This window comes from Arcicella rigui (genome assembly GCF_034929435.1).
Lineage (GTDB): Bacteria > Bacteroidota > Bacteroidia > Cytophagales > Spirosomataceae > Arcicella > Arcicella rigui.
On record NZ_JAYFUM010000021.1, the window covers coordinates 90,469 to 116,084 of the forward strand.

Genomic DNA, 25,616 nt, shown 5'->3' on the forward strand with positions numbered 1-25,616 from the left:
ATTCGTTGTTATCTATTCATAAATTAATATGACACAACCTTTAGCATACATACATCCCGAGGCCAAAATCGGTCAAAATGTGGTCGTTGACCCTTTTACCGTGATACATCACAATGTCGAAATTGGTGAAGGAAGTTGGATTGGCTCAAACGTAACAATTTTTCCCGGTGCAAGAATTGGTAAAAATTGTAGAATTTTTCCGGGTGCTGTAATTTCAGCAATTCCGCAAGATTTGAAATTTCAAGGAGAAGAAACCTTGGCAATTGTTGGCGATAACACTACCATTCGTGAATGTGTAACGCTGAACAGAGGTACTGTTGATAAATATAAAACTGAAGTCGGTAAAAACTGCTTAATTATGGCTTATTGCCATATCGCTCACGACTGTATCATCGGAAACAATGTTATCATTGCTAATAATGTACAAATGGCTGGCCATGTTGAAGTAGGCGACAATGCCCGATTCGGCGGTACAGCAGCAGTACACCAATTTGTAAAAATTGGTAAGCATGTAATGATTGCAGGTGGTGCTTTGGTTAGAAAAGACGTTCCTCCTTATACAAAGTCGGCTCGTGAGCCACTTAGTTATGTGGGCGTAAATTCTGTTGGACTAAAAAGAAGTGGTTTCTCTGACGAACAAATTGCAAATATTCAAGAAGCATACAGATATGTTTATTTAAAAAACTTAAATACATCTGATGCCCTTAACCAAATTGAAACAAACCTTCCAGCTTCTGAAGAGCGTGATGAAATCTTAAACTTCATCAAGAACTCTGAAAGAGGTATCATGAAAGGTCTATCGTAAAACATTAAATTGTTGAGTATTAAGTTAAAATCTTAATACTCAACATCAATTGAAGAATCTATTTTGGAAATTGTAGCACAAAACCTCGGTAAAAAATTTAGAAATGAATGGATTTTCAGAAACTTCTCTCAGAATTTTCATGCTGGAGAATCCTACACTTTTACTGGAGCAAACGGTAGTGGAAAATCTACACTGCTACAAGTACTTTCTGGATTTATGCCACATTCAGAAGGAAATCTCACTTATCAAACCAATCATCAAAGTATAGAAATTGATAACTTCTACAAACATATTACCATTGCAGCTCCTTACTTAGAACTCATCGAAGACTTTACGCTTGCTGAATTACTGCAATTTCATCTCAAATTCAAGCCTTTCAAAAATCAACTCTCAGTACAGGATTTCATTGAATTTATAGAATTACCACAAGCAAAAAATAAAGAAATTAAGTTTTTCTCTTCTGGAATGAAACAAAGAGTAAAACTTGGACTTGCTTTTTTGTCGGACTGCGAAATATTAATGTTAGACGAACCAACGTCGAATCTTGATGCTACTGCTACCAATTGGTACTTAGAAAACGTTCAAAAGCATTCAGTAAATCGTATGTTGTTTATTTGCTCAAATCAACCTTCTGAATATGAATTTTGTAAAAACATTTTCAATATTCATGATTTCAAACCCTAAAAGCAGAAGTATTGATAAATATTTCTACCCAAGCGTATCCACAGATAAAAAAAAATTGTACTTTCACCTACACAAGCCTTTCTATTTCCTCAAGATTTATTTTCAAAAACCATGTTGAACATTAATAAAATTCATCACATCGCTATCATTTGTGCTGATTACGCAGTTTCTAAAAAATTCTATACAGAAATTTTAGGCTTCAAAATCGAAAATGAAGTATTCAGAGCCGAACGAAATTCTTATAAATTAGATTTATCCGTGAACGGACATTACCAAATTGAACTATTCTCATTTCCAAATCCTCCCTCTCGCCCTTCTCGCCCAGAAGCTTGCGGACTAAGACATTTGGCTTTTGAAGTAAACGACATCCAACAAACTCATCAATACTTGTCAGAAGCAAAGGTTGACTGTGAAGCCATCAGAATTGATGAATTTACAGATAAAAAATTCTTTTTCATTAGCGACCCCGACGACCTCCCGATAGAATTTTATGAAAAATAAGTAAGTGGGCAGCATGAGCTTAAACTCTTATGAAATAACGGTAAAACGTAATCCTTAGATTGACATTCAGCACTCCTACTTAACAGCCCAAACAACTCAAAAATTGATACTTATACTATGAAAAAGCTCATTTATCTATTCGCTTTTATTATTGCAATTAGCACAAATTCCCTGCAAGCCAAAACTTTCTTTAGTGATACTTTAAAATACAAGTACCAAACTTTTGAAAAACACAGTAAAAATTGTGTGAAAATAGATTCTATATGTGCCGTTTTCAAAGTGAAGTATCCTGTTTTTGAAAACGCCGAATTCAATGCTACAATCCAAAAAGAAATGCTCAAAATCTTTCAAGAAAACAATCAGGATGTTCAAAAACTGAAAAGTTTGGAGGAAGCGTCAAAAGTATTTTTGGGCGAATACGACCAAGGTATCAATGAACAATTGAAAGATGGGACAGAGTTAAATCCAATCCCGTGGACAATGGAAACTACCACGCAAGTAGCCAAGCAAAAAGGAAAATACATTATGATTTCTATTTTCACGGATTGGTTTACTGGTGGAGCTCATCCAGTGGGTATGAACTATAATTTAGCATACGAGGCTCAAACTTTGAAAAGAATAGCACTGAAAGATATTTTCAAACAAGGCTACGAACCACGCCTTTTGAAAATGGCTGAAACGATTTTTAGAAAGCAAGAAAGCCTAAAATTATCGGATAAATTAGATGAAAGTAATGGTTACTTTTTCGAGAATGGGAAGTTCAAATTAAATGACAATTTCATTATTACAGATAAAAGTATTGATTTCTTTTATAATGTTTATGAAATTAAACCTTATGCAGCTGGGCCTACTCTTTTATCTATTCCATTGAGTCTGATTAAACCCTTATTAAAATAAAATGGTGCTATTCCGCCATAGCACCATTTCGATAAAGGGGTAGAGGTAAGATGTAAAGAAAAAACTATTAATTTGCCAGTGGAGATGCTAAATAGGTGATGTATCTTTGAAATCTTAACATTTAAGATTTATGATATTCATCTTTTAATTTTTGTGGGTTAGCGTTGAAATAGATTTTTATCTGTTGACTTTTGAATGAAGTTTGTACTTTATTTCCATAACATCAAACAATAAATATAAACCTAAAGCAAAAAGACTAATTACTAAGATTAAAATGAAAATTGCCATTTCTTTTGTTTTTTACAATGCAAAATACGACAGTATTTTCCACATATTTTAGCGTAGAAATACCTGTTTTTTCGTAAATTTTGAAAAAATATCCTTATTATTTTAAATTATTAGAGATGGAAACAATTTCTTGGCAAGATTTTGAAAAAGTAAAATTACAAGCGGGTACAATTATAGATGTGCAGGACTTTCCGAAAGCAAAAAAACCTGCTTATCAATTAAAAATTGATTTAGGCGAAGAAATTGGCATTAAACAGTCTTCGGCACAGCTTACGAAACTATATTCAAAAGAAGATTTATTGGGCAGACAAGTAATTTGTGTAACGAATTTTCCTCCTCGTCAAATCGCTAATTTTTTTTCTGAAGTTTTAGTGACAGGTTTTATTTTGGAAGATGGCGAAGTAGTTTTAGCGGCTCTCGAACGCCCCGTTCCAAATGGAAGTAGATTAGCCTAAACAATTCATAATATTTTTATGTTTGTGTAAATAAAGATTGATTCCTTTTGTAAATTGCAGAGTATTTAACCTCAACGCATCAAGAACATGAAAAAGCTTTTCGTCCTCTTTTTTTCAGTACTTATATTGATAACCTCATCAGGTTTTGGTCTGATTGGCTCATCTACGATTGTTCCTACGCAACTTCACCAAAAGGCCTCAAAGTCAGAGTCTGACAAAATGAAGAAAAATCAAAACGCAAATATCCAAGAAAAGAAAAATACCGAAAAAAATCAGCAAAATCAGGTAGCTCAATCACTGATACAATGGATTGCTGATGGCATAAAAAGTACTTTGGCTTCGATGGCTGAAGTTTTATCAAATGTTGGAAAAACGATTTTAACAAGTATCCTACACTTGTTTCATTGATTTTGCTCCCAGAACCTTCTGAAAAAAGCTTTGTAGCTTTTATATTCATGAAAATATTGATTACTACCAAAGTAAATCAGAGCCTTCCCAAAGTATGGGAAGGCTTTAATTTGGAATTATTTAAGGTACTCTCCCCTCCTTTCCCACCTGTTGAAATCAAAGAATTTGGAGGCTGTATGAAAGGCGATAAAGTACATCTCAGACTAAATTTCATACTTTTCAAGCAAGATTGGATTTCGGACATTATCGAACAAGAAAGTAGTGAAAACACTATTTATTTTATCGACAAAGGCACTACTTTACCTTTTTTTCTAAAATTATGGCATCATAAACATTGTTTGATTCGTAGTGAAAACGGAACGATAATTCAAGATGATATAGATTTCAAAACGCCCTTTATTCTAACTGACTTTTTGATGTATCCATTGATGTATCTTCAATTTTTATATAGAAAACCCATTTACAAACGTATTTTTCAATAAAGCAAAAACCGCTCTCATTTGCAAAGAGCGGTTTTTTTGTGTTAATTCGTTTTAGAAAAACCCATTTAAAGAGATAGAATTGTATTTCTATACATTCCAGACTAATCAAACAAACTAAAATGTCAATGAAGCTAACCATTACGACTAAAATTATTATCGGTTTTATCATCGGAATAATTGTTGGACAAATTATGCACACTCAACTGAGTGAAACACAAATAGCCGATGCCAGCAAAAACATTAAATTATTAGGCGACATCTTTCTTAGAAGTATTCACTTAATCGTTGGTCCACTGATTTTTTGTACATTATCCGTTGGTGTAGCAAAATTGGGCGACTTCCGTTTAGTGGGTAGAATCGGACTAAAAACTTTGGCGTACTTCTATTTTGCCACTATTTTATCGCTTGTGGTTGGTTTACTCTTCGTAAATATAACTCGTCCGGGAGAGTTTGGTACTTGGAAATTGCCAGCCGCTGGGGTTGAAACGGGTGTGGCAACAAAATCTTTAAAAACTTTCAAAGACTTTTTATTCGAGCTTTTTCCAGATAATATCATCCAAGTTTTTGCTGAAAACAAAACGCTGGGCATCATTATGTTTTCTATTGTTTTCGGTATTGCTTTGGCAACAATGGGCGAACACGGAAAGAAAATTTCAAAAGGAATAGACTGGATTGGCGAAGCAATTTTTAAAATTGTAGCTTATATCATGCTTTTAGCTCCATTTGCTGTTTTTGCCTCAATGACCAATGTGATTGCTCAAAATGGCTTAGGTGTTTTGGTATCTTATGCTTATTTAATTGTTTGCTTTTTCGCCGCTTTATTATTCTTCATTTTTGTAGTACTCTGGTTGATTTGCTTCGCTTTGAAAATCCCTTACTGGCGTTTGATGGCTGCCATGAAAGACGCTATTTTACTTTCATTCAGTACGGCAAGCTCTGAGGCTTCAATGCCAAAACAAATTGAATCTTTAAAAGGATTAGGTATCAGTGAAAGAATCATCGGTTTTGTACTGCCATTGGGTTATAGTTTCAATCTTGATGGCTCGATGATGTACATGACTTTTGCTACTGGTTTTATTGCTCAGGCTTACGGAATGCCTTTGAACATCGACCAACAAATTACGATGTTATTAACTCTCTTGTTGGCAAGTAAAGGTATTGCTGGTGTACCACGAGCAAGTTTGGTGGTTATTATGGGAACAATGACGCTCTTTGGGCTTCCTCAAGAAGGTTTGGTACTTCTTTTGGGCGTTGACCCTTTCTTGGATATGGGGCGTTCGGCAACTTCTGTTGTGGGAAATGCTGTGGCTACGGTAGTAGTTAGTAAATGGGAAGGAGAAAAACTTTCAGTGGAATAACTTTCAATAAAAATCATCACTAAAAAAGTCCCACAAAATTGGTTTTGTGGGACTTTTCATTTTACACAATCTCAATATTTGCGGCTCGTTTGGCTGGGAAATATGATGCCATTAAAGTAATAATAACAACAACTATGGCTGTGAAAAGAAAATCTAAGAATTGCATTTTTACAGGATAAGCGTCTATCATTGCCCCTACAATTCCCATTGAAATAAAACCAAAAGTTTGTTGTAACCAACAAAGTGTAAAGCCTAAGAGTAAACCTATGATTGCTCCTGTAAAAGCTACGATTGCCCCTTCTAACAAGAAAATCTTCTGAATTACTATGGTATCAGCCCCCATCGCATAGAGTGTTTTCACATCTTCTTTCTTTTCAATGGCTAACATAGATAAAGAAAAGAAAATATTAAAACTGGCAATGCCAATAATAAAACTAAGGGTTAGGAAAACAAATAGTTTTTCAATTTTTATGGCTCTCAGTAAACTGGCGTGCTGTTCATCTTGATTTTGAACGATAAAATTTTGTCCCAAAATCCGTTTTACAGCTTCTTGAATATCCGCTGCATTGGCTTGGTTAGTTACTTTTATTTCTAAAGAAGTACGCTGATTTTGAAAATTCAATAAATTCTGTGCAAAAGAAAGCGGTGCAAAAATATAATTGTCATCATACTGCTGCTCAATTGAAAATACACCCGTTGGATTCAGACTCAGTTTATTGAACGCATCTGTTGCATACAAATCAAGTGTTTTTGAATTGGTGTTTCGTGGATACCAAACATCTAAAGGCGTAAAAAAAGCTTCAATGTCAATATTCAATTTAACGGCAACGCCCGCCCCTACAATGGCATTGGCTACTCCGTTTTCGTGAAGGATGGGTTTGCCATCAATCATCATTTCTTTCAAACGATTTTGCTTTAAAAAATTATCATCAACGCCTTTGAGGTTTACCACCATTTGGGCATCACGATAGCGAAGCAATACGTTTTCTTCAATGACTTGCGTGATACTTCCTACGCCTTCTACTTTTTGTATTTTCTGAACAAGTGAGGGAGGGCATTCAAAGTACTTACCTTTGGCTGGACTCACTTTGAGGTCGGCATCAAAACTTTTGTAGAGTCCTCTTTGAAAATCTTCCAAACCATTAAACACCGACAAAACCACAACCAATGCCATTGTTCCCACGCCTACTCCCAACATCGAAATCATCGAAATCAAGGAAATAAAGGAGGTTTTTTTGCGTGCAAAAAAATATCGTTTAGCAATAAAGAAGGGAAAATTCATCTGCGTTTTTCAGTGATTGGCGATTGGTAATTAGCACTGATTTTACTAATTACCAATCACAAAAAATTAATCCAATTCGATTTCTTCGCCTTCTTTCAAAGGAGGAATGTCTAATCCAGAAATCAAGGCATCCATCTGAGCGGCATACTCTGCGGTATCGTCAATGAAAAATTCTAAGTTCGGGATAATCCTTGCTTGGTTACGAATTCTATTGCCAAGAATACCTCTGATATGCTTTGTTTTTTCACGAATATCCTGTAATAAGCCTTGCTTATCTTTCGCTAACATAAAACTAAGATATACTCTGGCAATGGCTAAGTCGGGGGTCATTTTTACATCCGTAATCGTTACAAAGGCATTGCCTAAAGTATTACGCATATCTTTTTGAAAAATATCGCTCAAATCTTGTTGAATTAATTTAGCGAACTGTTGTTGTCTCTTCGATTCCATTTGTATTTGTCTTTCGGTTACTCAATGCCTTTATCTTCCCAGAAAACCGAGTTTGGAAGGGCTATCTTTTCAATAATCTCACAAATTTCGGAATAATTCTTGGATTCACCGTAAATTCGTAAAAAACTTGAATACCTTACTGCATTATGCTTAGTTTCTTTAGAGTAAACGCTGTTTACCAAATTTTTAGTTTGTTGATTTTACTCATCCTTATCCGAATGCCTGTGTATTTGGTAGGATTACCCCAATTAATTCCAGAATTACAGTGGATGTTGGTCGGCGAACAAATTAATAAAGGTTTTGTGATGTATTCTGATATTTGGGATAATACCGCTCCTTTGTCGTCTTTGGTATATGCTGGGGTGGATGGTATTTTTGGGCGTTCGCAAGCGGCTTATCAAATTATTGCCCTGTTGGTTACTTATTTCCAAACTTTGTACTTTACAATAATGGTAAACAATCGAGATATTTTCGTAAAAAGAAATTATCTGCCCGGTTTGTTTTACTTGTTATTTATGAATATTTCGTTCGACTGCTGTACGCTTTCGCCTGTGCTGATGGCTACTACTTTTGTACTGTTGGCGTTTGGTACTTTGGTAAAACAGATGAGTAGATTAGAGGCTACGGATGAAGTTTTTGAGATTGGTTTTTTTATCGGAATTGCCACGCTATTGTATCCACCAACGGGGATTTTTATTTTGTGGGCAACGGCTTCTCTCCTATTTTTTAGTGGTGCAAACCTCCGCCAGCACTCACTTTCAATTTTTGGTTTTTTATTTCCTTTGCTTCTTACGGCTTTGTTTTTTTACTTAAATGGTACTTACGAAGCATTTTACCGCAATTTTATTTCTTCGGTAATTCAAATCAGACAGTATAACTTGAATGATTTCCGTACTTTATTGGCTACTTTATTATTGCCAATGGGCTTTGGCATTTTTGGCTTTTTACGCTTGGTAAATGCCGTTGGTTTCAATAACTACCAAGTACGATGCCAACAAGTAATGATGCTCTGGGGCATTACGGGGATTGTTTCTATTGGTTTAATGCCCTTTTTAGCTCCTATGCAGTTTATTATTTTTGTGCCACCTTTTGCTTTTTTTACGGTTAGTTATTTTAATAATTACAAAAAAGCTTGGCTTGCCGAAATCATTTGTTTACTCTTATTCGCTGGAGTATTATTGATTCACTACCAAGCGGTATATTTCAAAGGCGTAGAGACGCTGGTACAATTGAAAAATCTGAAATTAAAAGAGGAAGACGAAGATGCAGCAATTCAGAATAAGAAAATTTTAGTTTTGGGCGAAGGTATGGAAGAGTACAAAAATAATTATGTAGCTACGCCTTATATCAACTGGAGTTTGGCAAAATATGAATTAGAGAATTTAGATAATTACGATAACGTGATAAGTATTCTTAGGAATTTCGAGAAAGATGCTCCAGAAATTATCATCGACAAAGTAAATCTCACGCCAAAATTATTCAAGCGAATTCCTGCTTTGGCAAGAAAGTATCACCCAGTCGGAAAAGGAATTTATGCTTTGGAACAAAAATAAAAAAAGCTCGTGTGAAGGAATTTCATACGAGCTTTTTATTTGGTAATAAGTATTAATTAGTGCAGTTAGCTGTAAGCTTTAGGCGAAAGGCAAAATATTTATTTTTTTAGGATAAAAAGTATTTTGCTTACTGCCTATTTCCTAAAGCAATACAATTAATTTAATGCTGCATCATTACATTATGAAAATCTAATCACTAATTACAAATCACAACTTAACAAGGAATTTTATTGACTCTCAATTGGTGTCTTCCACCTTCAAATGCTGTTGTTAAAAATATCTTTGTAATTTCAATTGCTTCTTCTAAAGTAACAAAACGAGCAGGAATACATAAAACGTTGGCATCGTTGTGCAAACGAACCAATGAAGAAACTTCTGCATTCCAAGCCAAACCTGCACGGATTCCTTGGTGTTTATTGGCAGTAATGGCTACGCCATTGGCACTTCCGCACAACAAAATACCAAAAGTATTTTCTTTGCTTTCTACCGACGAAGCTAAGGGATGTGCAAAGTCTGCGTAGTCGCAAGAGGCATTGCTGTATGGCCCAAAATCTTGTACTTCATAGCCCTCAGCACTTAAATATTTAATCAATTCGGTTTTGTATTCAAACCCTGCGTGGTCGCCACCGATGGCGATTTTTTTAATAAATTCCATAAAAATTTATGTATTTTAAATATCAAACGATTTTTTTCGTTACTTCAACCTATTCATTGACAAATGTACGGACTATTATAATATTTAAAACGAAAATTTAAAGCTATGGCAGAGAGAGAAAATGAAAAACAAAGAACGTATGATGAAAAAATAAAAAAGGCATTTACCGACCACACTTGGGCTGAAATTCACTCGGAAGAATCTTGGAGAACTTTCAAAATCATGGCTGAGTTTGTAGAAGGCATCGACAAATTGGCAAAAATTGGCCCTTGTGTTTCTATTTTTGGTTCGGCACGCACCAAGCCTGATAGTCCTTATTATCAGATGGCTGAGGAAATTGCTTCAAAATTAGTCCGTCATGGCTACGGAGTTATTACGGGTGGCGGGCCGGGAATTATGGAAGCGGGCAACAAAGGAGCTAAACTGCAAGGTGGCAAATCTGTTGGATTGAACATTGAATTGCCTTTTGAACAAAAACCAAACGACTACATCGACCGTGACAAAAGTATCGACTTCGAGTACTTTTTTGTAAGAAAAGTAATGTTTGTGAAGTACTCGCAGGGTTTTATTATCATGCCGGGTGGTTTTGGTACTTTAGATGAAATGTTTGAATCAATCACTTTGATGCAAACACAAAAAATTGGTCGCTTTCCTGTGGTTTTGGTTGGAAAAAAATACTGGGGTGGCTTATTTGAATGGATTAAAGAAACCATGATTTCAGAAGGCACAATCAGTCCAGATGATTTAGATTTAGTGTCTTTGGTAGATAACCCGACTGATGCTGTGAAAGTAATTGATGATTTTTATGGCAAATACTTACTAAAACCCAACTTTTAGTAAGCTGCGTTTGTTGGCATTACAAAGCCAAGCCTTCTATCACTTTAGAAAGCTTGGCTTTGTCTTTGATAGGGGGCGAATAGTTTTCAACTGTCAAAGAAAAAAACTACCATTCATCACATACTTTTGTTTGGTTCAGCAATAACTAAAGTAAATTTGTACAATTCTAATACTTCTCGAAGTTTTTAGCATAAAATGAGTAAGCAATTATCACATCAAAATAAATTATTTCAGTAAAATCATGCTCAAATTTCCAAAACAATCTTCCTTATTTATTTACAATTCATAACTAAATGAGTCTTTTCAGGTTCTTATTTTTAGTAATCCCAATTTCATTCAAAATTTTTAATTTATGAAAAACCTTATTCCTAAATCCTTACTTGTGTTAATTCTTTTCTTGCCACTGGGTGTGTTCGCTCAAGCCGACAAGCTTACGGTGAGTGGGTATATAAAAGATAACAAAAATGGCGAAGGACTCATCGGAGCTTCTGTTTTTGTAAAAGAATTACTAACAGGTACAACTACCAATACTTATGGTTTTTACTCGCTGACTTTACCAAAAGGAAAATACACACTTGTTATTAGCTCGGTCGGTTACCGAAAATCAATCAAAGAAGTAAAACTAAATGACCAAAATGTTACGCTGAATGTTGAAGTACAAGAAGACGGTCAAGAATTGGCGGAAGTAATTGTTTCTGCCAAAAGAGAAGACGACAACGTTCAAAAAGTGGAAATGTCGGTCAATAAAGTAGAAATGAAAACCATCAAAAAAATTCCTGCTTTGTTGGGTGAAGTAGATTTGGTGCGTGCTATTCAATTGTTGCCGGGCGTTTCAACCGTTGGTGAAGGAGCAAGTGGCTTCAATGTTCGTGGCGGTAGCGTTGACCAAAACTTAATTCTCTTAGATGACGCTCCAGTGTACAACTCTTCTCACCTTTTTGGGTTTTTCTCTATTTTCAATCCTGATGCTGTAAAAGACGTAAAACTCATCAAAGGCGGTATTCCTGCCCAATACGGCGGACGTGGTGCATCTATTTTGGATGTAAGAATGAAAGAAGGAAATGCAAAAAAATTAGAAATCAATGGCGGTATTGGAGCAATTTTTAGCCGTATTTCTATCGAAGCCCCGATTGTAAAAGATAAGGCTTCGTTTATCGTTGCGGCTCGTCGTTCATACATTGATATTCTGGCAAAACCATTTTTGACAGGCGACAACGCCAACTCAAAATTCAATTTTTATGATTTAACTGCCAAAGTAAATTATAATATCGACCAAAATAATACTGTGTTTTTATCGGGATACTTTGGTAGAGATGTATTCGGAAATCAGTTTGGTTTCAATTGGGGAAACAGTACTCTTTCGGCTCGTTGGAATCATGTATTTAGCTCGAAATTATTCTTGAACTCTACGGCTTTTTATAGTAATTACGACTATTTGCTGGATTCAGACTTAGAAAACAAACGCCCAAACAATGCTTTCAGATGGACTTCAAACATCGAAAACCTAAGTTTCAAGCCTGACTTTACTTATTATATCAATCCAGAAAATACTTTAACTTTTGGTGGACAAATTTTGAATTATGACTTTACGCCGGGTTCTGCTTCGGCAAGTTCAAATGGCGATGTTCGTACTTTTGGTTCTGCTCCTAAAAATGCCGTAGAGTACTCGGCTTATGTGGGTAATGAAATGAAAGTATCTTCAAAGCTTTCTTTACAATATGGCGTTCGTTTTTCAAGATACGATTATACCAGTAAAGAAGATTTTTATTACGAGCGTTTCAAAGTGGGCATTTCGGATGAATTTCCTTCGGGCTACGACATCCTTACAAAAGCCAACAACAAAAATAAAGTATTGCAGACGTACCAAAACTTTGAACCAAGATTCAGTCTGAAATTAGAAACAGGCGAAAACAGTTCGTTTAAAGCAAGTTACAACCGCATGGCTCAGTACATTCACTTGATGTCGAACACGGCAGCCTCTACGCCTCTGGATGTTTGGACTTCAAGTACCAACAATATCAAACCTCAATTAATCGACCAAGTGGCTTTAGGTTTCTTTAAAAATCTAAATAATAATGCTTACGAAACATCGGTAGAAATTTATTACAAAGAATTACAAAACCAAATTGACTACGCCGACCGTGCAGATTTATTCTTGAACCCTGAATTTGAAAAAGACTTGATGTTCGGAAAAGGACGTGCCTACGGTTTGGAATTATACGGTAAGAAAAACAAAGGTAAACTTACGGGTTGGGTAAGTTATACTTTGGCTCGTACCGAACGTAAAGTTGAAGGCTTGAACAATGGCAATTGGTATCTGAATCGCTACGACCGTACACATACACTGAATGTAGTAGCACAATACGAATTGAATAAAAAATGGAGCTTCGGCGGTAATTTTGCCTTTATCACGGGTGTTCCTTACTCTTTGGGCAAAGCTCAGGGCTATTACGAAGGATTGGCTTTTGGAATTACAGACAATGGTGTTAGAGGAAACGTAAGAGTCCCGTCGTATCACCGTTTGGATATTTCGGCTACAAAAAAGAACAAAAAAGCACTCTTTGGCAAAGGCGAATCTGAATGGGTATTTTCTGTGTATAACTTATACAATCGTAGAAATCCATTCTCGATTTATACACAACCAAAAGACCAGACCGTTACGGGAACTGGTGTACAACAAGGCGTAGGATTAGTACAAAACGAAGCTGTACGATTGTCAATCATTGGTTCATTTATTCCAGCCATTACCTATAATTTCAAATTCTAAAATCAGTTTCAACGATTATCAATTATGAAATCATTCATCAAACATATAGGTTCTTTACTACTCGGTTTATCTTTAATGAGTTGTGAAGATGTTATTCAGTTAGACGTTCCAGAAACAGAAAAGTACTTGGTGGTAGAAGGTACAATTACTGACCAAGCTGGCGAACAAATTATTAAACTTAGTGAATCGCAAGCTTTATTAAGTAGCGATATGCCCAAAGCTATTACCAACGCCGTTGTGAAAGTAACCGACAATACGGGTAAAGTATATGAGTTTAAGGACACGCAAAATCAAGGAATTTATAAATGGACACCAAGTTCAGCCAACGACATCATGGGTAAAATTGGTAATACTTATACCCTGCAAGTTACCAGTGCTGGCGAAACATTTAAGGCTATATCAGAATTGAGAAGAGTACCTAAAATTGATTCGATTGTCTATAAATACGAAGATAGTCCATCGCCAAATCAAACAGGCGACGACAAACCTAAAGAAGGCTACGAAGCTAATTTTTATGCCAACGATTTTGTAGGAGTTGGCGATTGTTACCGCATTAAAGTTTATAAAAATGGAAAACTTTTCAGTGGAGCAGAAAATATCGTTATTGCTTATGATGCCATCGCCAACAAAAGTAAAGTAGGCGACGGTCTGATGTTTATTTTACCACTTCGCCGTGCTATCAGCCCAGAATTGTATCAAGAAAACGATAAAGTAAAAGTTGAACTCAATTCCATTACAGAAGCTCATTTTGATTTCTGGACACAGCTACGCACCGAACTCAATAACACAGGTTTGTTTGCAACGCCATCTGCCCGAATTCCTTGTAATGTGATAAATACCAATCCGAACTCAAGCAAAAAAGCAGCAGGCTGGTTTGGTACTTCTGCCGTAACGTCATTGGAAGTAACCATTGATAAAAATAAAGCAGTAGCTGAATTTAATGATTAGATTTGTGGAATAATATGGCTTTGGCTGTTAGTAGCCAGCTTTCGGATTGCGGTTCTCGGCTATTGACTATAATATTAGCTTTGTGTTGTTTTTACTATTACCGAAAGCAGACATCCGATAGCCGACTACCAACCAAAAAATAAAAATATGGAAACCAAACAAAAAAATAATCCATTGCATGGAGTAACCTTAGAAAATATCGTGAACCATTTAGTGGCTTATTACGGTTGGCAAAAATTAGGTGAGTTAATTAATATTCGTTGCTTTAATTACGACCCAAACGTAAAATCAAGTTTATCTTTTTTAAGAAAAACGCCTTGGGCAAGAACGAAAGTAGAGCTTTTGTATTTGAAAAGTTTGAGAGATATTGCCAAAGCAGAAAAGGCTTCAAAGGCTAATACTTAAAAAATCTTCAAATCTTTTTAAATTTGATAAATAAAGTACAATTTTGTAAAGTCATCGCTATTGTAGCGATGACTTTACATTTTAATGACAGACACCGACAAAATTCAGTAATTGAAAATTACAAAAAGACAATCACGTGGACGAAATCAAAACGCCACTCCTTCGTTATTACAAAAACACATAGCAAAAAAAGTAACTAAAACTTACGGCTATTTACGATGAATCTCAAAAAACTCAATATTTCACCTACACAAACGCTACAAAATGCTGGTTGGGAATGGATGCTTGGCGAAAACACATTGCCTTATATTACTGATGAAATGATTATTGTTTCTGAACAAGAAGCTGAAAATTACTTTAATGCCGTTAATCAATTGTATGAAATGTATATTGAGGCGGCTCAATACGTAGTTGAAAATGAACTTTTTGAGGAACTGGGCATTCCGCAGAACCTTGTAAAATTGGTCAAGTATTCTTGGGAAAATGATAATCACTGGCATCTTTACGGTCGCTTCGACTTGAGCGGTGGCTTAGATGGAAAACCCATCAAATTAATTGAATTTAATGCCGATACTGCCACTTGCATTCCAGAAACAGCCGTGGTGCAATGGGCTTCGCTAAAAGCCAATGGCTTAGATGAAAGTTCACAATTCAATACTTTATATGAAGCTTTGGTTGAACAACTAAAAGAAGTAAAACGCCAAAATCCGGTACTTACGCCTACTTTGCTAATATCTACGATGGAAGGATTTCCGGAAGACGATACCAATATGCAAGTACTGGGCGAAGCAGCCTTGGAAGCAGGTTTTGAAGTAGCTTTTGAAAACATAGAAAATGTAGAATTTTCGCCGCTTGAAGGTATTTTCAAACAAAGTGAGTATGATGGTAGCTTTACGAGATACGATTTCTGGTTTAAGCTCGTTCCTTGGGAATACATTGGTTGGGACGAACCCGAATTGACAGAAATACTCACAAAATTGGTTTACGATAAAAAAGTAATTATTCTAAATCCTGCTTATACTTTGCTTTTTCAATCGAAAGGAATTTTAAAAATACTTTGGCAATTATTCCCCAATCATCCTTTGTTGTTGGCAACAGACAACAAACCTTTGGCGAACAAAACTTGCGTACAAAAAGTACTTTTCGGCAGAGAAGGAGCTAATGTAAAAATCCTTTCTGAAGTTGGAAATACCATTGAAGCCAAAGAAGGAGAATATTTTGAACAAGCCTCAGTTTATCAAGAATTCACCGAATTTTTGAGCGACCCCCAAGGTAATTATTATCAAGCAGGCGTATTTTTTGCAGGTGAAGCTTGTGGTTTAGGTTTTAGAAAAGGAGGAAAAATCATCGACAATACTGCTCAATTTTGTGGGCATATTGTAGCATAAAAAATTGTCAACAATGCCCATTATTCAAACTTGTTATAAACCTTCGCACATCTGGAAAGATGCTCATTTTTCAACCATTTACCCAAGTACGCTTAGAAAAGTAACGGGTATCCAATACAAACGAGAAAGAATAGAACTTTGGGATGGTGATTTTTTGGATTTAGATTGGTCGTTTGCAGGCAGTACGCCTCCCAATCCTCCAAAATCAAAAAAGAAAAAAACTGCGGCACAGCCTGCTACCGTTCTGGCAAGTAAATCTTTGGCAATACTTTCACATGGCTTTTTGGGGAATAGCTCTCGCCCCTATTTACTGGGTGGCGTTAAGGCCTTCAATGCTATCGGTTGGGATGCTTTGGCATGGAATCATCGTGGACTCAGTGGCGTAAACAATCGCTTGGAACGCATCACCATTCATGGTGGAAGCGACGACTTAGAAGCCGTGATTAATCATGCTTTATCGAAAGGTACTTATGAAGAAATCGCTTTGGTTGGTTATAGCAAAGGAGCAAACATTTCACTAAAATATGCAGGTGAAAAAGGTGTAGATATTCCGAAAGAAATCAAAAAAATCATTGGCATTTCGTCCCCGACAGATTTACAAGGAAGCGTGGATGCCATGGGAAAATCTGGGTTTTATGCTGAAAGATTCAAAAGTAAACTTTTGAAATTTCTGAAAAATAGATGGGAACTTATTGATAGCCAAATGTTTAAAGAATTTGAAAAATATAAATTCTTAGACGATTTTACCAATTATTATATTGCTCCACTTCATGGAATGAAAGATGCCGAAGAGTATTATGAACAATGTGCGGCTGCTCCTTATGTGCCAAAAATCAGAGTACCATCTTTGATTTTAAATGCTAAAAACGACCCAGTTTTATCAGAAAGTTGTGCGATGTTGGAAGTAGCAAAAGACTCCGATTATATTTATTCAGAGTATCCAAATTATGGAGGACATTGCGGTTTTTATCTTTCAAATGCCGACAGTTTGTACTACGGCGACAAGCGAATGATTGAGTTTGTACAGAATAAAATTGTAGTATAATCTTTGAACCTTTCAGCCATAGGCTGTATGCAATAGTCCATTTATTTCTCTTTTGAGAAAATTTTAAACTATTGCATATAGCCTATGGCTTACAGCATAAGTATTTTATCTCGGTATGAGTTATAAAGTCAACAAACCAAAATCCTGCAAAGTATTCACGGGTTTATTGAACCAGAATAATTCAAAGTCTTCCAATCCAGCTTTTTCGTAATGCGTTTTTACTTCTTGGAAAGTATAAACTTTGTTATTTGAAACAGAAATTTCTTTCAAAATTTCAACCAGCCATTCGCCCTGTTTTTGTTCTACCGAAATGTTAAAACTTTCTTTTTTATCGTGAAAAGATAAGTTGAGCAGATTCAATACTCTCCCTTTTTGATTTTTCGTAATCAGTTTCGTAAAAGGTTTTGTTCCCAACCAAACGATTTTACTGTTTGGCTTTAAACTATAATCATCTTCCCGATTGATGGCTTGCTCAATATAATTTCTTGGAATTTTTGTTTTTGGTACTTTAAAGTCAAACCACTGGCTCAGGTTCATATCGAAGCCAATGCCGTGCATGAAATTAAAGAGTGATTTCTTCAATCCATCACTAAACAAACTATGGTCTGTTCCCGTTGGGTCGAGGTGAAAAATATCGTTATTGGCAAAAGTACCAATTTTAGCACTTTCTTTTTGTACTTTAAATTGCTCTGGATACATCCCGACGGGACTGTGAGCCGTCATCGCAAACTGATGCCAAAAGCCCGATTGTAAAATGCCCAATTCAAACATTTGGCGTACCATTTCCAAAGAATCAATCGTTTCCTGAGCCGTTTGTGTGGGAAATCCGTACATCAAATATGAATGTACCATAATTCCTGCCTCGGTAAAATTGAGAGTCACTCTGGCTACTTGTGCAACGGTTACACCTTTTTGAATCAATTCCAAAAGTCTGTCAGAAGCTACTTCCAATCCGCCAGAAACGGCTATACATCCCGATGCTTTCAGTAACAAACATAAGTCTGCGGTAAAACTTTTTTCAAAACGAATATTTGTCCACCAAGTAACAGTCAATTTTCTTCTAAGAATCTCCAAAGCCAAGGAACGCATCAAAGCAGGCGGTGCGGCTTCATCCACAAAATGAAAACCATTTTGTCCCGTTTGAGCCATCATTTCTTCCATTCTATCACAAAGAATTTTGGCAGAAATCGGTTCATACAGTTTGATATAATCTAAAGAAATATCACAAAAAGTACATTTTCCCCAATAGCAGCCATGAGCCATCGTGAGCTTATTCCAACGCCCATCACTCCACATTCTGTGCATCGGATTCACAATTTCAATCACAGAAATGTATTGGTCTAAAGGCAAATCAGCATAATCTGGCGTACCTACTGCCGACTGTTTATAATCGTGCGTTTGGCTATTATTGATGTATTTTACTTGGTTTTCGACCAAAGTAAAAGTACGTTTTAGTTCTTCCAGTTTTCGCTTTCCCTCCAAATGTTCAAGCAAATTTTCGAGCGGAGCTTCACCATCATCTAAAGTGATAAAATCAAAAAACTCAAATACTCTTTCATCAGAAAGTGACCGTAATTCTGTATTCGGAAAACCTCCGCCCATTGCTACTTTTACTGCTGGAAAATGTTTTTTAATCCATTGTCCACAACGAAAAGCACTGTATAAATTGCCTGGAAAAGGAACAGTAATTGCCACCAAAGTAGGATTTACTTCCTGCATTTTAGCAACTAAAATCTTGATGAGTAATTCATCAATAAAAGTATAATCTTGAGATAAAGCTTCATACAATTCATCAAAACTATTGGCAGAACGTCCCAAACGCTCGGCGTAGCGACTAAAGCCAAAATGAGAATCGACGCACTCGACGATAAGGTCAGAAATATCTTCAAGATAAAGCGTAGCGAGGTGCTTGGCTTTGTCTTGTGTTCCCATCGTTCCGAAAGCCCAATCCAATTCTTCTAATTGAGCAAAGCGACTGGCTTCTGGCAAAAAATCTTCCTGACAAATCAGATGCGATAAAGTAGGATTTTTGCCTTGTAAGAAAAGCATCACCGCATCAATGGTATGAATATAATGTTCTTTGAGAGCTACAATTCTTTTGGCGTTATCTGATAATTCTGATTCCTGACTTTCAATTTGGGCAAATAAATTCAGAAGTCCTTCTTTAGAAAAAAGGCTCAAAATTACTTCAATTCCCAAATCAGCCTGATAGGAGAGTATATTTTTAGTATTCAAGAACCCCTTGATATAAGCCGTAGCTGGATACGGCGTATTCAGTTGCGTAAATGGAGGGGTTATTAAAAAGACTTTTTGAGTGTTCAAGATTAGGGGATATTTAGGAGATAATCAGAAGCTTTGACTTTATCTCTTTTCTAAAAAATTCGATATGGTTATTTTCAAATCTTCTTCAAACCTGTTGAAGGCTTCGAGATTTCTTAATGGGCTAAAATCCTCGATATATTCGGCTACAAGATGAACAGCTTGATTAACATTAAACTTTTGTAAATTTCTACCTTTAAGACCGCTAACTTCCTTTAAGAGATTATGAAGTAACTCTTTGGGCTGTTTTTCTTTTTCTATCTTATTAATAGAAGGTAGATTTATATTTTTATTATAATTCCTGTTTCCTGCTGCCTTTTTAATTGCTTCAGTATTGAAAAGCAACCATGCTTCCATCATTTTAACTGGAACTACGCATACAGTTTTTTCTTTTTCTTCGTCACTTAACTGCTTCATTACTTCAACAACTCTGAAATCTAATATCTGTTTAGTATCAGTAGATTCGGCATCTCGATGAACGAAAAGAATATCAAATGGATAGTAATGATAAGCATCTCTTATTTTATCTTTTAAATTTTTAGGAGGTTTTTGTAAACTTCTAAAATCAGCAAAAACACCAGTATTGATACAATTTGGATACAAATCATCCATCGACCACTGGATAATACGCATAAGTGTAGCATCTGAACTACCATCAGCAATGAGTGTGAATCTTAATTCTCTCATGTTCTAAAAAGGCTTAAAACTCCAATTTTAATTGTTGAATATTCTCTGCTACTGTGAATTTTCTTTTTTCCTTAGAATTACTTAGCATTACTTCTTCATGACCATTAGAGGTATCATAACTTTTATCAAGGTATGAGGTTATTTCACCTAAAGTTGTTTCTTCTACTAATCCATTATTTGTTTTCCACGTATTTTTCAGTGCTGAAAAGCCTGTTCTTTTTACTTTCTTAGAAAAACTCTCAATAATACACTCCTTACTTTTCGCCAAATAAAGGCTTTCATCTGGGACAGTACTTACTACAATTGGCGAATGTGTGTTAATGATTACTTGTCTTAATGGATTATCATCTCCTACTTCATACTCGGTATCAGTTGCCATACCTTTAAGTAATTCCACCATTTCATGAACCTTTTTAGGGTTAATCCCATTTTCAGGTTCTTCTAAGCAAATCAGTCCACTACTCATACTATCTTGCTCAATTACTGCAAGACCAAGAAATCTTAAAGTGCCATCTGAAAGTGATTGAGCAGGTAGTAAAAGTCCATTTTTGAATCCTAATTGGAGCGTTAGCAAATCTCTCTTTTCATCTTTGTCAACAGTAATTTCATTAACATCTTCTACTAATTCTTTCAATTTATTAGTCAGTCTTTGATAAATATCAATATCTTTTTTATCTGACTGTAATCTGTATAAAGTTGCTGGGAGATTATGTCCATTCGCTGTGATTTCAGCATTTTTTACTTCATATATAGAATTCGGTTGTCTTAAAGCACTTGGTTCAAATTGCAACATCATCCAATTACGCATTTCTTGGCGAGCTAAAAAGGCTGTCGGCGACTCTGCTGTGACCGTTGAAAGTAAGGTTCTTGGCATTTTTTGTGCAATAAATTCAGTAGTTCGTCCTCCTCTTTTTTTCATATTAGTATCAGAATGCAGTTTTATTATCTCTCCATCTGTTGAAATAAAAGGAATACTGGTTGAACGTCTTCCTGCCAAAACAGAAGCTACCCATTCTTTACTCGGGTCAAAATGAAGCATTTTTTTTGTATCTCCTAAAGTTATAGGCGACAACTCTTCTTTGACAATTTCAATAGGTTCTTTTTCGCTTAATTCATCATTTAGTTTTAATATAAGTGTATAACGTAAGCTTGTAATTGTTGCTTTAGCTACTTGTCCTAAGTCATCTTCTGCCTCAGAAGGTACAATCATATCTACTTCAAAAGACATTTTATCAAGATACTCTTCACCATTTCTAAAAAAAATATCTTTAATATTAGCGTGTTTTTGACTTTCACTTCTAACTGTTTTAGCAGCAAAAAGTGTCGTATTATCTGAAAGTTTAGAAAGAAAACTCAGAGCATCAAAGAAATTAGATTTCCCTATTGCATTAGCTCCAGCGATACAAGTGAATGGACCAAAATATAATTCAGTATCTATTAAACTCTTAAAGCCATTTATTTTAATTCTGATTATCATAATTTTAGTTTTAAACGAATGGAATACTTAATGAAAGTTAGTCATTTATAATATATTCTCATCTCACTACTACCTACAAAAACCTATCTCGCCACTTCAATTTTATACTTCTTTCCTTTCATTTTTTCATCACGAATGGTCTGGAGTAATTCTTTTACTTTTTCTTTTTTTACGGCAGCGAATGAAGTGAAATCTTTTACTTCTATCAGTCCTAAATCGCCTTTTTCGAGTTTGCCTTTTTGCGAGAAAAAACCTACAATGTCAACTTTATTCAACTTGTTTTTCTTTCCTCCACTAATGTAAATCGTTAAAAACTCTGGAGCTTTTGGCAATGGAAGGTTTTCTGCAACTTCCAATTCTTCTAAATTATCTTCTACATAAGCTGGACGATGTTCGTTGCGATGAAAAATCAAGTACGATGTTCCTTCTGCATTCATACGTGCGGTTCTACCGTTTCTATGAATAAATTCATGTGCTTGTAATGGCAAATGATAATGAATTACGTGCTTCATTTCTGGAATATCCAAACCACGAGCAGCCAAATCTGTTGTAACTAAGTAACGAACACTCCCATTTCTGAACTGAATCAAAGCACGTTCTCGGTCATCTTGATCCATTCCACCATGATAGAAAATCGCATAAATGCCCATTTCTTGTAACAATTCACAAGTACGTTCTGCGGCCTCTCTGTGGTTCAGGAAAATGATAGCAGATTCTGAATTTAATGAACAAATCAAATTAAATAAAGCGTCTATTTTATCTTTTTGTTCTGAAATCACCACTTTCATTACCAAGCCTTCGGCTACTTTATCTTCTGGAATAAAATTCAATAAAGTTGGCGAAGAAACGCCTGTAAAATCTGGAATTTTGATGCCTTTGGTCGCAGAAACCAATACTCTTTTGTTGAGTTTGCGTAAACCGCCAATGATAAACGACATTTGGTCGTGAAAACCAAGGTCGAGAGATTTGTCAAATTCATCCAATACCAAAGTTTTGATTCCATCCAAGTTAAATGACCTACGAGTAATATGGTCGGCAATTCGTCCGGGTGTACCAATAAGTACTGCTGGCGGATTGCTTAGATTTTTGATTTCAGTAGCCACATCATGCCCGCCATAGCATACATTTACTTTATAACCTGTGGACATTTTCTTCCAAACTTGTTCGATTTGTGAAGCCAATTCACGAGAAGGCGTAAGAATTAAACATTGTACAAAAGGTACATCGGGTTTTAATAATTGTAAAATAGGCAATAAAAAACCAATGGTTTTTCCTGAACCCGTTGGCGAAACTAAAAGTACATTTCTATCGTTTAAGATGGCTTTCTGAGCCGCCTCTTGCATCGGATTTAAAGTGTCAATCCCTAAATTTTGAAGGATTTGTGCTGTTGTTTGATTACTTTCCATATTACAAAGGTAAAACAAAATATCTGTTTAATTGGGGAAGTATCAAAAGCAAAAAGAAATGGATGGCACATAAAAAAAGCGACTCAACGAAATATCATTGAGTCGCTTGCAAATCTATATTAATACTATGCGTCTTAGTTTTTAGCTCCTTGTACAGCACCAGCTTTTTGCTGTTGTTGCATTGGGTTTGGCTGTGGCTGACGCTGTGCTTTGAATACTTGGAAACGACTTGGTTGCTCTGGTTCTCTTGGGAAAACATTGTCTTCTGTTTCGATATCAGCAATTTCCAAGAATGGGTCTAATGTCCATTTACTTACTTTTTTATCAGTAGGAATTACCTTTTTAATTTCCTTGTCGTTCAAACGCCAGATTTCAGCAGGGTATCTGAAAACTTCGCTTGTTCCGTCTTCGTAATTTGCTTTTACAATTACAGGCATTGGTAAACCTCCTTTATTTTTTACATTCAATACGTAGAAGTTTTTGTTTGAATTCACCAATTTCTTTTCGTCTTCCGAAAGTGAAGCCATTGTTTGCTCAAATTTCTTTTTATCAGCTTCAGAAGTAGCAAAACGGTCGTAAGAGTTATAAAAGTCTCTCATGTCTGGATTTTCTTCTACTACTGTTTTCGGAATATCAGTTTTGTTACGAATGTTACTCATCGTTTGGCGTTTTGCTTCTGCTTCTTTTTTAGCTGCTTCGCTTTTTGCCACAGGGTCAACGTTATCAATACCAAACCATTCTACGGTTTCAAGTGATTGGTTTACAGGCTCAACACCATAGAACCAACCTTTCCAGAACCAGTCTAAGTCAACGCCAGAAGCATCTTCCATAGTACGGAAGAAATCCGCAGGATAAGGCTGTTTGAATGCCCAACGACGAGCGTACTCTTTGAAAGCATGGTCGAATAATTCACGTCCCATTACTGTTTCACGCAAAATATTCAAAGCTGTGGCTGGTTTTGCATAAGCATTCGGACCAAAAGCCATGATATTTTCTGAGTTCGTCATAATAGGTACTTGTTGCGTTGGGTCAGTTTTCATGTAAGGAACAATGTACTGAGCTTCGCCACGGCGAGAAGGGAAATCTCTATCCCATTCTTGTTCTGCTAAATACTGACAGAAAGTATTCAAACCTTCGTCCATCCATGACCATTGACGCTCGTCTGAGTTGATAATCATAGGGAAGAAGTTATGACCAACCTCGTGAATAATTACGCCAATCATACCAGCTTTTACTTGTTCAGAATAAGTACCATCAGCTTCTGGGCGACCACCGTTGAATGAAATCATTGGATACTCCATACCGCCACCCGAAGTAGAATGACAAGAATATGCCACAGGATAAGGATATGCTACGGTATGTTTTGAATACGAACGAAGCGTATGAGCTACCACCATCGTAGAGTATTGTCCCCAAAGTGGGTTTCCTTCTTTTGGATATAAAGACATCGCCCACACTTTTTTGCCTTCAACATCTACTTGCATGGCATCCCAAATAAATTTACGAGAACTTGCAAAAGCAAAGTCACGAACATTATCCGCTTTGAAAATCCAAGTTTTCTTGCCTGTTGGTTTGCCTTTTTCAGCCTTTTCAGCTTCTTCTTGCGAAACAATTAACACTGGACGAGTAGCAGTTTTTGCTTTTTCCAAACGTTTTAATTGTTCAGCCGAAAGTACTTGTGCAGGGTTTTGTAATTCTCCCGAAGCACCTACCACGTGGTCGTTTGGTACAGTTAAAGCCACTTTATAGTTTCCGAAAGTAAGGGTAAATTCACCTTGACCTAAAAACTGTTTGTGTTGCCAGCCGTAAACGTCATTGTAAACCGCCATGCGTGGAAACCAGTGAGCGATGAAGTAATTTACATTACCATCTTTGGCAAAAAACTCATAACCCGAACGACCGTAATATTCAGTAATTAAATAATTCCAGTCGATAGAGAACGAAACCGAAGCCCCTGATTTTAAAGGAGTAGGCAAATCAATTCTCATCATCGTATGGTTAATTGTATGCTTCAAAGGATTTCCTTTGGCATCTTTCACCGATAAAATATTGTACCCATACTGTTTTGTATCAGTTAAATCCTTGAATTGTTGGAAAGACGCTTGCCCTGCAATTCCACCAGTTCTTGTATTTGCTCCGATAGCATCTTTTTTAAATAAATTTTGGTCTAATTGTAACCATAAGTACGGCAATTCATCAGGTGATTGGTTGTAATAAGTAATGGTTTCAGTACCCGTAATTTTGCGTTCTACATCATCCAATTCCGCTTTGATGTCATAATCAGCACGTTGTTGCCAATATTCTTTTCCGGGGCTACCCGAAGCAGTACGATAAGTGTTTGGAGTAGGCAAAATTGTTTCTAATTGTTCAAAACGTTTGTTGCCATTGTAAGGGTTGGTGGGTGCTTGTTGAGCCGTTGCCATTTGTGAACAAGCAGCAACCAACAAACCAGTAATGAGCTTTAAGCTACCTCTCATGTTGATTTTTAGATTGAAGTGAATAGATTTACTGTACGAATT

At 36.0% G+C, this 25,616-nt stretch carries 23 protein-coding genes; 15 read left to right on the plus strand and 8 right to left on the minus strand.

Going from position 1 to position 25,616, the window contains the following annotated elements; translation table 11 throughout:
• The first annotated feature begins 28 nt into the window (after positions 1-28).
• The 8 genes from lpxA (at position 29) to VB248_RS17105 (ending at position 5,878) form a co-directional block, all read left to right on the plus strand.
• Entirely contained in the window at positions 29-805 is a 777-nt protein-coding gene (lpxA, locus tag VB248_RS17070) for an acyl-ACP--UDP-N-acetylglucosamine O-acyltransferase (protein WP_323298022.1), read from the plus strand.
• Between the two features lie 63 nt (positions 806-868).
• Positions 869-1,489 carry an ABC transporter ATP-binding protein gene (locus VB248_RS17075; protein WP_323298023.1) on the plus strand — a complete coding sequence of 207 codons (621 nt, stop codon included), beginning with the start codon at positions 869-871 and terminating at the stop codon, positions 1,487-1,489.
• Positions 1,490-1,600: 111 nt separating this feature from the next.
• Positions 1,601-1,990, plus strand: a complete 390-nt coding sequence (gene gloA2 / locus VB248_RS17080; protein ID WP_323298024.1) for an SMU1112c/YaeR family gloxylase I-like metalloprotein — start codon at positions 1,601-1,603, stop codon at positions 1,988-1,990.
• A gap of 117 nt (positions 1,991-2,107) precedes the next feature.
• Complete coding sequence (locus VB248_RS17085) at positions 2,108-2,887, plus strand: DUF3298 and DUF4163 domain-containing protein (RefSeq protein WP_323298025.1); 780 nt, start codon at positions 2,108-2,110, stop codon at positions 2,885-2,887.
• A 404-nt stretch (positions 2,888-3,291) separates the two neighbouring features.
• Positions 3,292-3,630 (plus strand): tRNA-binding protein, encoded by a 339-nt coding sequence (locus VB248_RS17090; protein WP_323298026.1) that lies wholly within the window; start codon positions 3,292-3,294, stop codon positions 3,628-3,630.
• 87 nt (positions 3,631-3,717) lie between these two features.
• Positions 3,718-4,038, plus strand: a complete 321-nt coding sequence (locus VB248_RS17095) for a hypothetical protein (protein ID WP_323298027.1) — start codon at positions 3,718-3,720, stop codon at positions 4,036-4,038.
• A gap of 47 nt (positions 4,039-4,085) precedes the next feature.
• Positions 4,086-4,520, plus strand: coding sequence for an SRPBCC family protein (locus VB248_RS17100; protein WP_323298028.1), 435 nt, complete (start codon positions 4,086-4,088; stop codon positions 4,518-4,520).
• Between the two features lie 125 nt (positions 4,521-4,645).
• Positions 4,646-5,878: a dicarboxylate/amino acid:cation symporter gene (locus tag VB248_RS17105; RefSeq protein ID WP_323298029.1), complete on the plus strand. Its 1,233-nt coding sequence runs from the start codon at positions 4,646-4,648 to the stop codon at positions 5,876-5,878.
• Between the two features lie 61 nt (positions 5,879-5,939).
• On the opposite strand, the gene VB248_RS17110 is transcribed toward VB248_RS17105, so the two are convergent.
• On the minus strand, positions 5,940-7,160 hold the full coding sequence (locus tag VB248_RS17110) for an ABC transporter permease (protein ID WP_323298030.1): 1,221 nt from the start codon (positions 7,158-7,160) through the stop codon (positions 5,940-5,942).
• Positions 7,161-7,226: 66 nt separating this feature from the next.
• Entirely contained in the window at positions 7,227-7,610 is a 384-nt protein-coding gene (gene rbfA, locus VB248_RS17115; protein ID WP_323298031.1) for a 30S ribosome-binding factor RbfA, read from the minus strand.
• Between the two features lie 146 nt (positions 7,611-7,756).
• On the opposite strand from rbfA, the gene VB248_RS17120 reads away from it, so the two are divergent.
• Positions 7,757-9,163 carry a hypothetical protein gene (locus tag VB248_RS17120; protein WP_323298032.1) on the plus strand — a complete coding sequence of 469 codons (1,407 nt, stop codon included), beginning with the start codon at positions 7,757-7,759 and terminating at the stop codon, positions 9,161-9,163.
• A gap of 214 nt (positions 9,164-9,377) precedes the next feature.
• Here VB248_RS17120 and rpiB read toward each other — a convergent pair whose 3' ends face one another.
• A complete protein-coding gene (gene rpiB, locus VB248_RS17125) occupies positions 9,378-9,818 on the minus strand; it encodes a ribose 5-phosphate isomerase B (protein WP_323298033.1) in 441 nt (146 codons plus the stop codon).
• A 105-nt stretch (positions 9,819-9,923) separates the two neighbouring features.
• On the opposite strand from rpiB, the gene VB248_RS17130 reads away from it, so the two are divergent.
• From VB248_RS17130 to VB248_RS17155, 6 genes are all read left to right on the plus strand, one after another.
• Positions 9,924-10,655 carry an LOG family protein gene (locus VB248_RS17130; protein WP_323298034.1) on the plus strand — a complete coding sequence of 244 codons (732 nt, stop codon included), beginning with the start codon at positions 9,924-9,926 and terminating at the stop codon, positions 10,653-10,655.
• Between the two features lie 352 nt (positions 10,656-11,007).
• The gene (locus VB248_RS17135; RefSeq protein WP_323298035.1) at positions 11,008-13,422 is read left to right on the plus strand and encodes a TonB-dependent receptor; all 2,415 of its coding nucleotides are present in this window, start codon (positions 11,008-11,010) and stop codon (positions 13,420-13,422) included.
• A gap of 24 nt (positions 13,423-13,446) precedes the next feature.
• Positions 13,447-14,370, plus strand: a complete 924-nt coding sequence (locus tag VB248_RS17140; protein WP_323298036.1) for a DUF4249 domain-containing protein — start codon at positions 13,447-13,449, stop codon at positions 14,368-14,370.
• 147 nt (positions 14,371-14,517) lie between these two features.
• The gene (locus VB248_RS17145; protein WP_323298037.1) at positions 14,518-14,775 is read left to right on the plus strand and encodes a VF530 family protein; all 258 of its coding nucleotides are present in this window, start codon (positions 14,518-14,520) and stop codon (positions 14,773-14,775) included.
• Between the two features lie 218 nt (positions 14,776-14,993).
• On the plus strand, positions 14,994-16,163 hold the full coding sequence (locus tag VB248_RS17150; protein ID WP_323298038.1) for a glutathionylspermidine synthase family protein: 1,170 nt from the start codon (positions 14,994-14,996) through the stop codon (positions 16,161-16,163).
• A gap of 13 nt (positions 16,164-16,176) precedes the next feature.
• The gene (locus VB248_RS17155) at positions 16,177-17,208 is read left to right on the plus strand and encodes a YheT family hydrolase (protein WP_323298039.1); all 1,032 of its coding nucleotides are present in this window, start codon (positions 16,177-16,179) and stop codon (positions 17,206-17,208) included.
• A 120-nt stretch (positions 17,209-17,328) separates the two neighbouring features.
• Here the strand turns inward: VB248_RS17155 and VB248_RS17160 are convergent, their stop codons facing one another.
• From VB248_RS17160 to VB248_RS17180, 5 genes are all read right to left on the minus strand, one after another.
• The gene (locus VB248_RS17160) at positions 17,329-19,530 is read right to left on the minus strand and encodes a B12-binding domain-containing radical SAM protein (RefSeq protein ID WP_323298040.1); all 2,202 of its coding nucleotides are present in this window, start codon (positions 19,528-19,530) and stop codon (positions 17,329-17,331) included.
• A gap of 39 nt (positions 19,531-19,569) precedes the next feature.
• The gene (locus VB248_RS17165; protein ID WP_323298041.1) at positions 19,570-20,214 is read right to left on the minus strand and encodes a hypothetical protein; all 645 of its coding nucleotides are present in this window, start codon (positions 20,212-20,214) and stop codon (positions 19,570-19,572) included.
• Between the two features lie 13 nt (positions 20,215-20,227).
• Complete coding sequence (locus VB248_RS17170; RefSeq protein WP_323298042.1) at positions 20,228-21,691, minus strand: AAA family ATPase; 1,464 nt, start codon at positions 21,689-21,691, stop codon at positions 20,228-20,230.
• 83 nt (positions 21,692-21,774) lie between these two features.
• Positions 21,775-23,097, minus strand: a complete 1,323-nt coding sequence (locus tag VB248_RS17175) for a DEAD/DEAH box helicase (protein ID WP_323298043.1) — start codon at positions 23,095-23,097, stop codon at positions 21,775-21,777.
• 134 nt (positions 23,098-23,231) lie between these two features.
• The gene (locus VB248_RS17180; protein WP_323298044.1) at positions 23,232-25,574 is read right to left on the minus strand and encodes a M1 family metallopeptidase; all 2,343 of its coding nucleotides are present in this window, start codon (positions 25,572-25,574) and stop codon (positions 23,232-23,234) included.
• Positions 25,575-25,616: the final 42 nt, after the last annotated feature.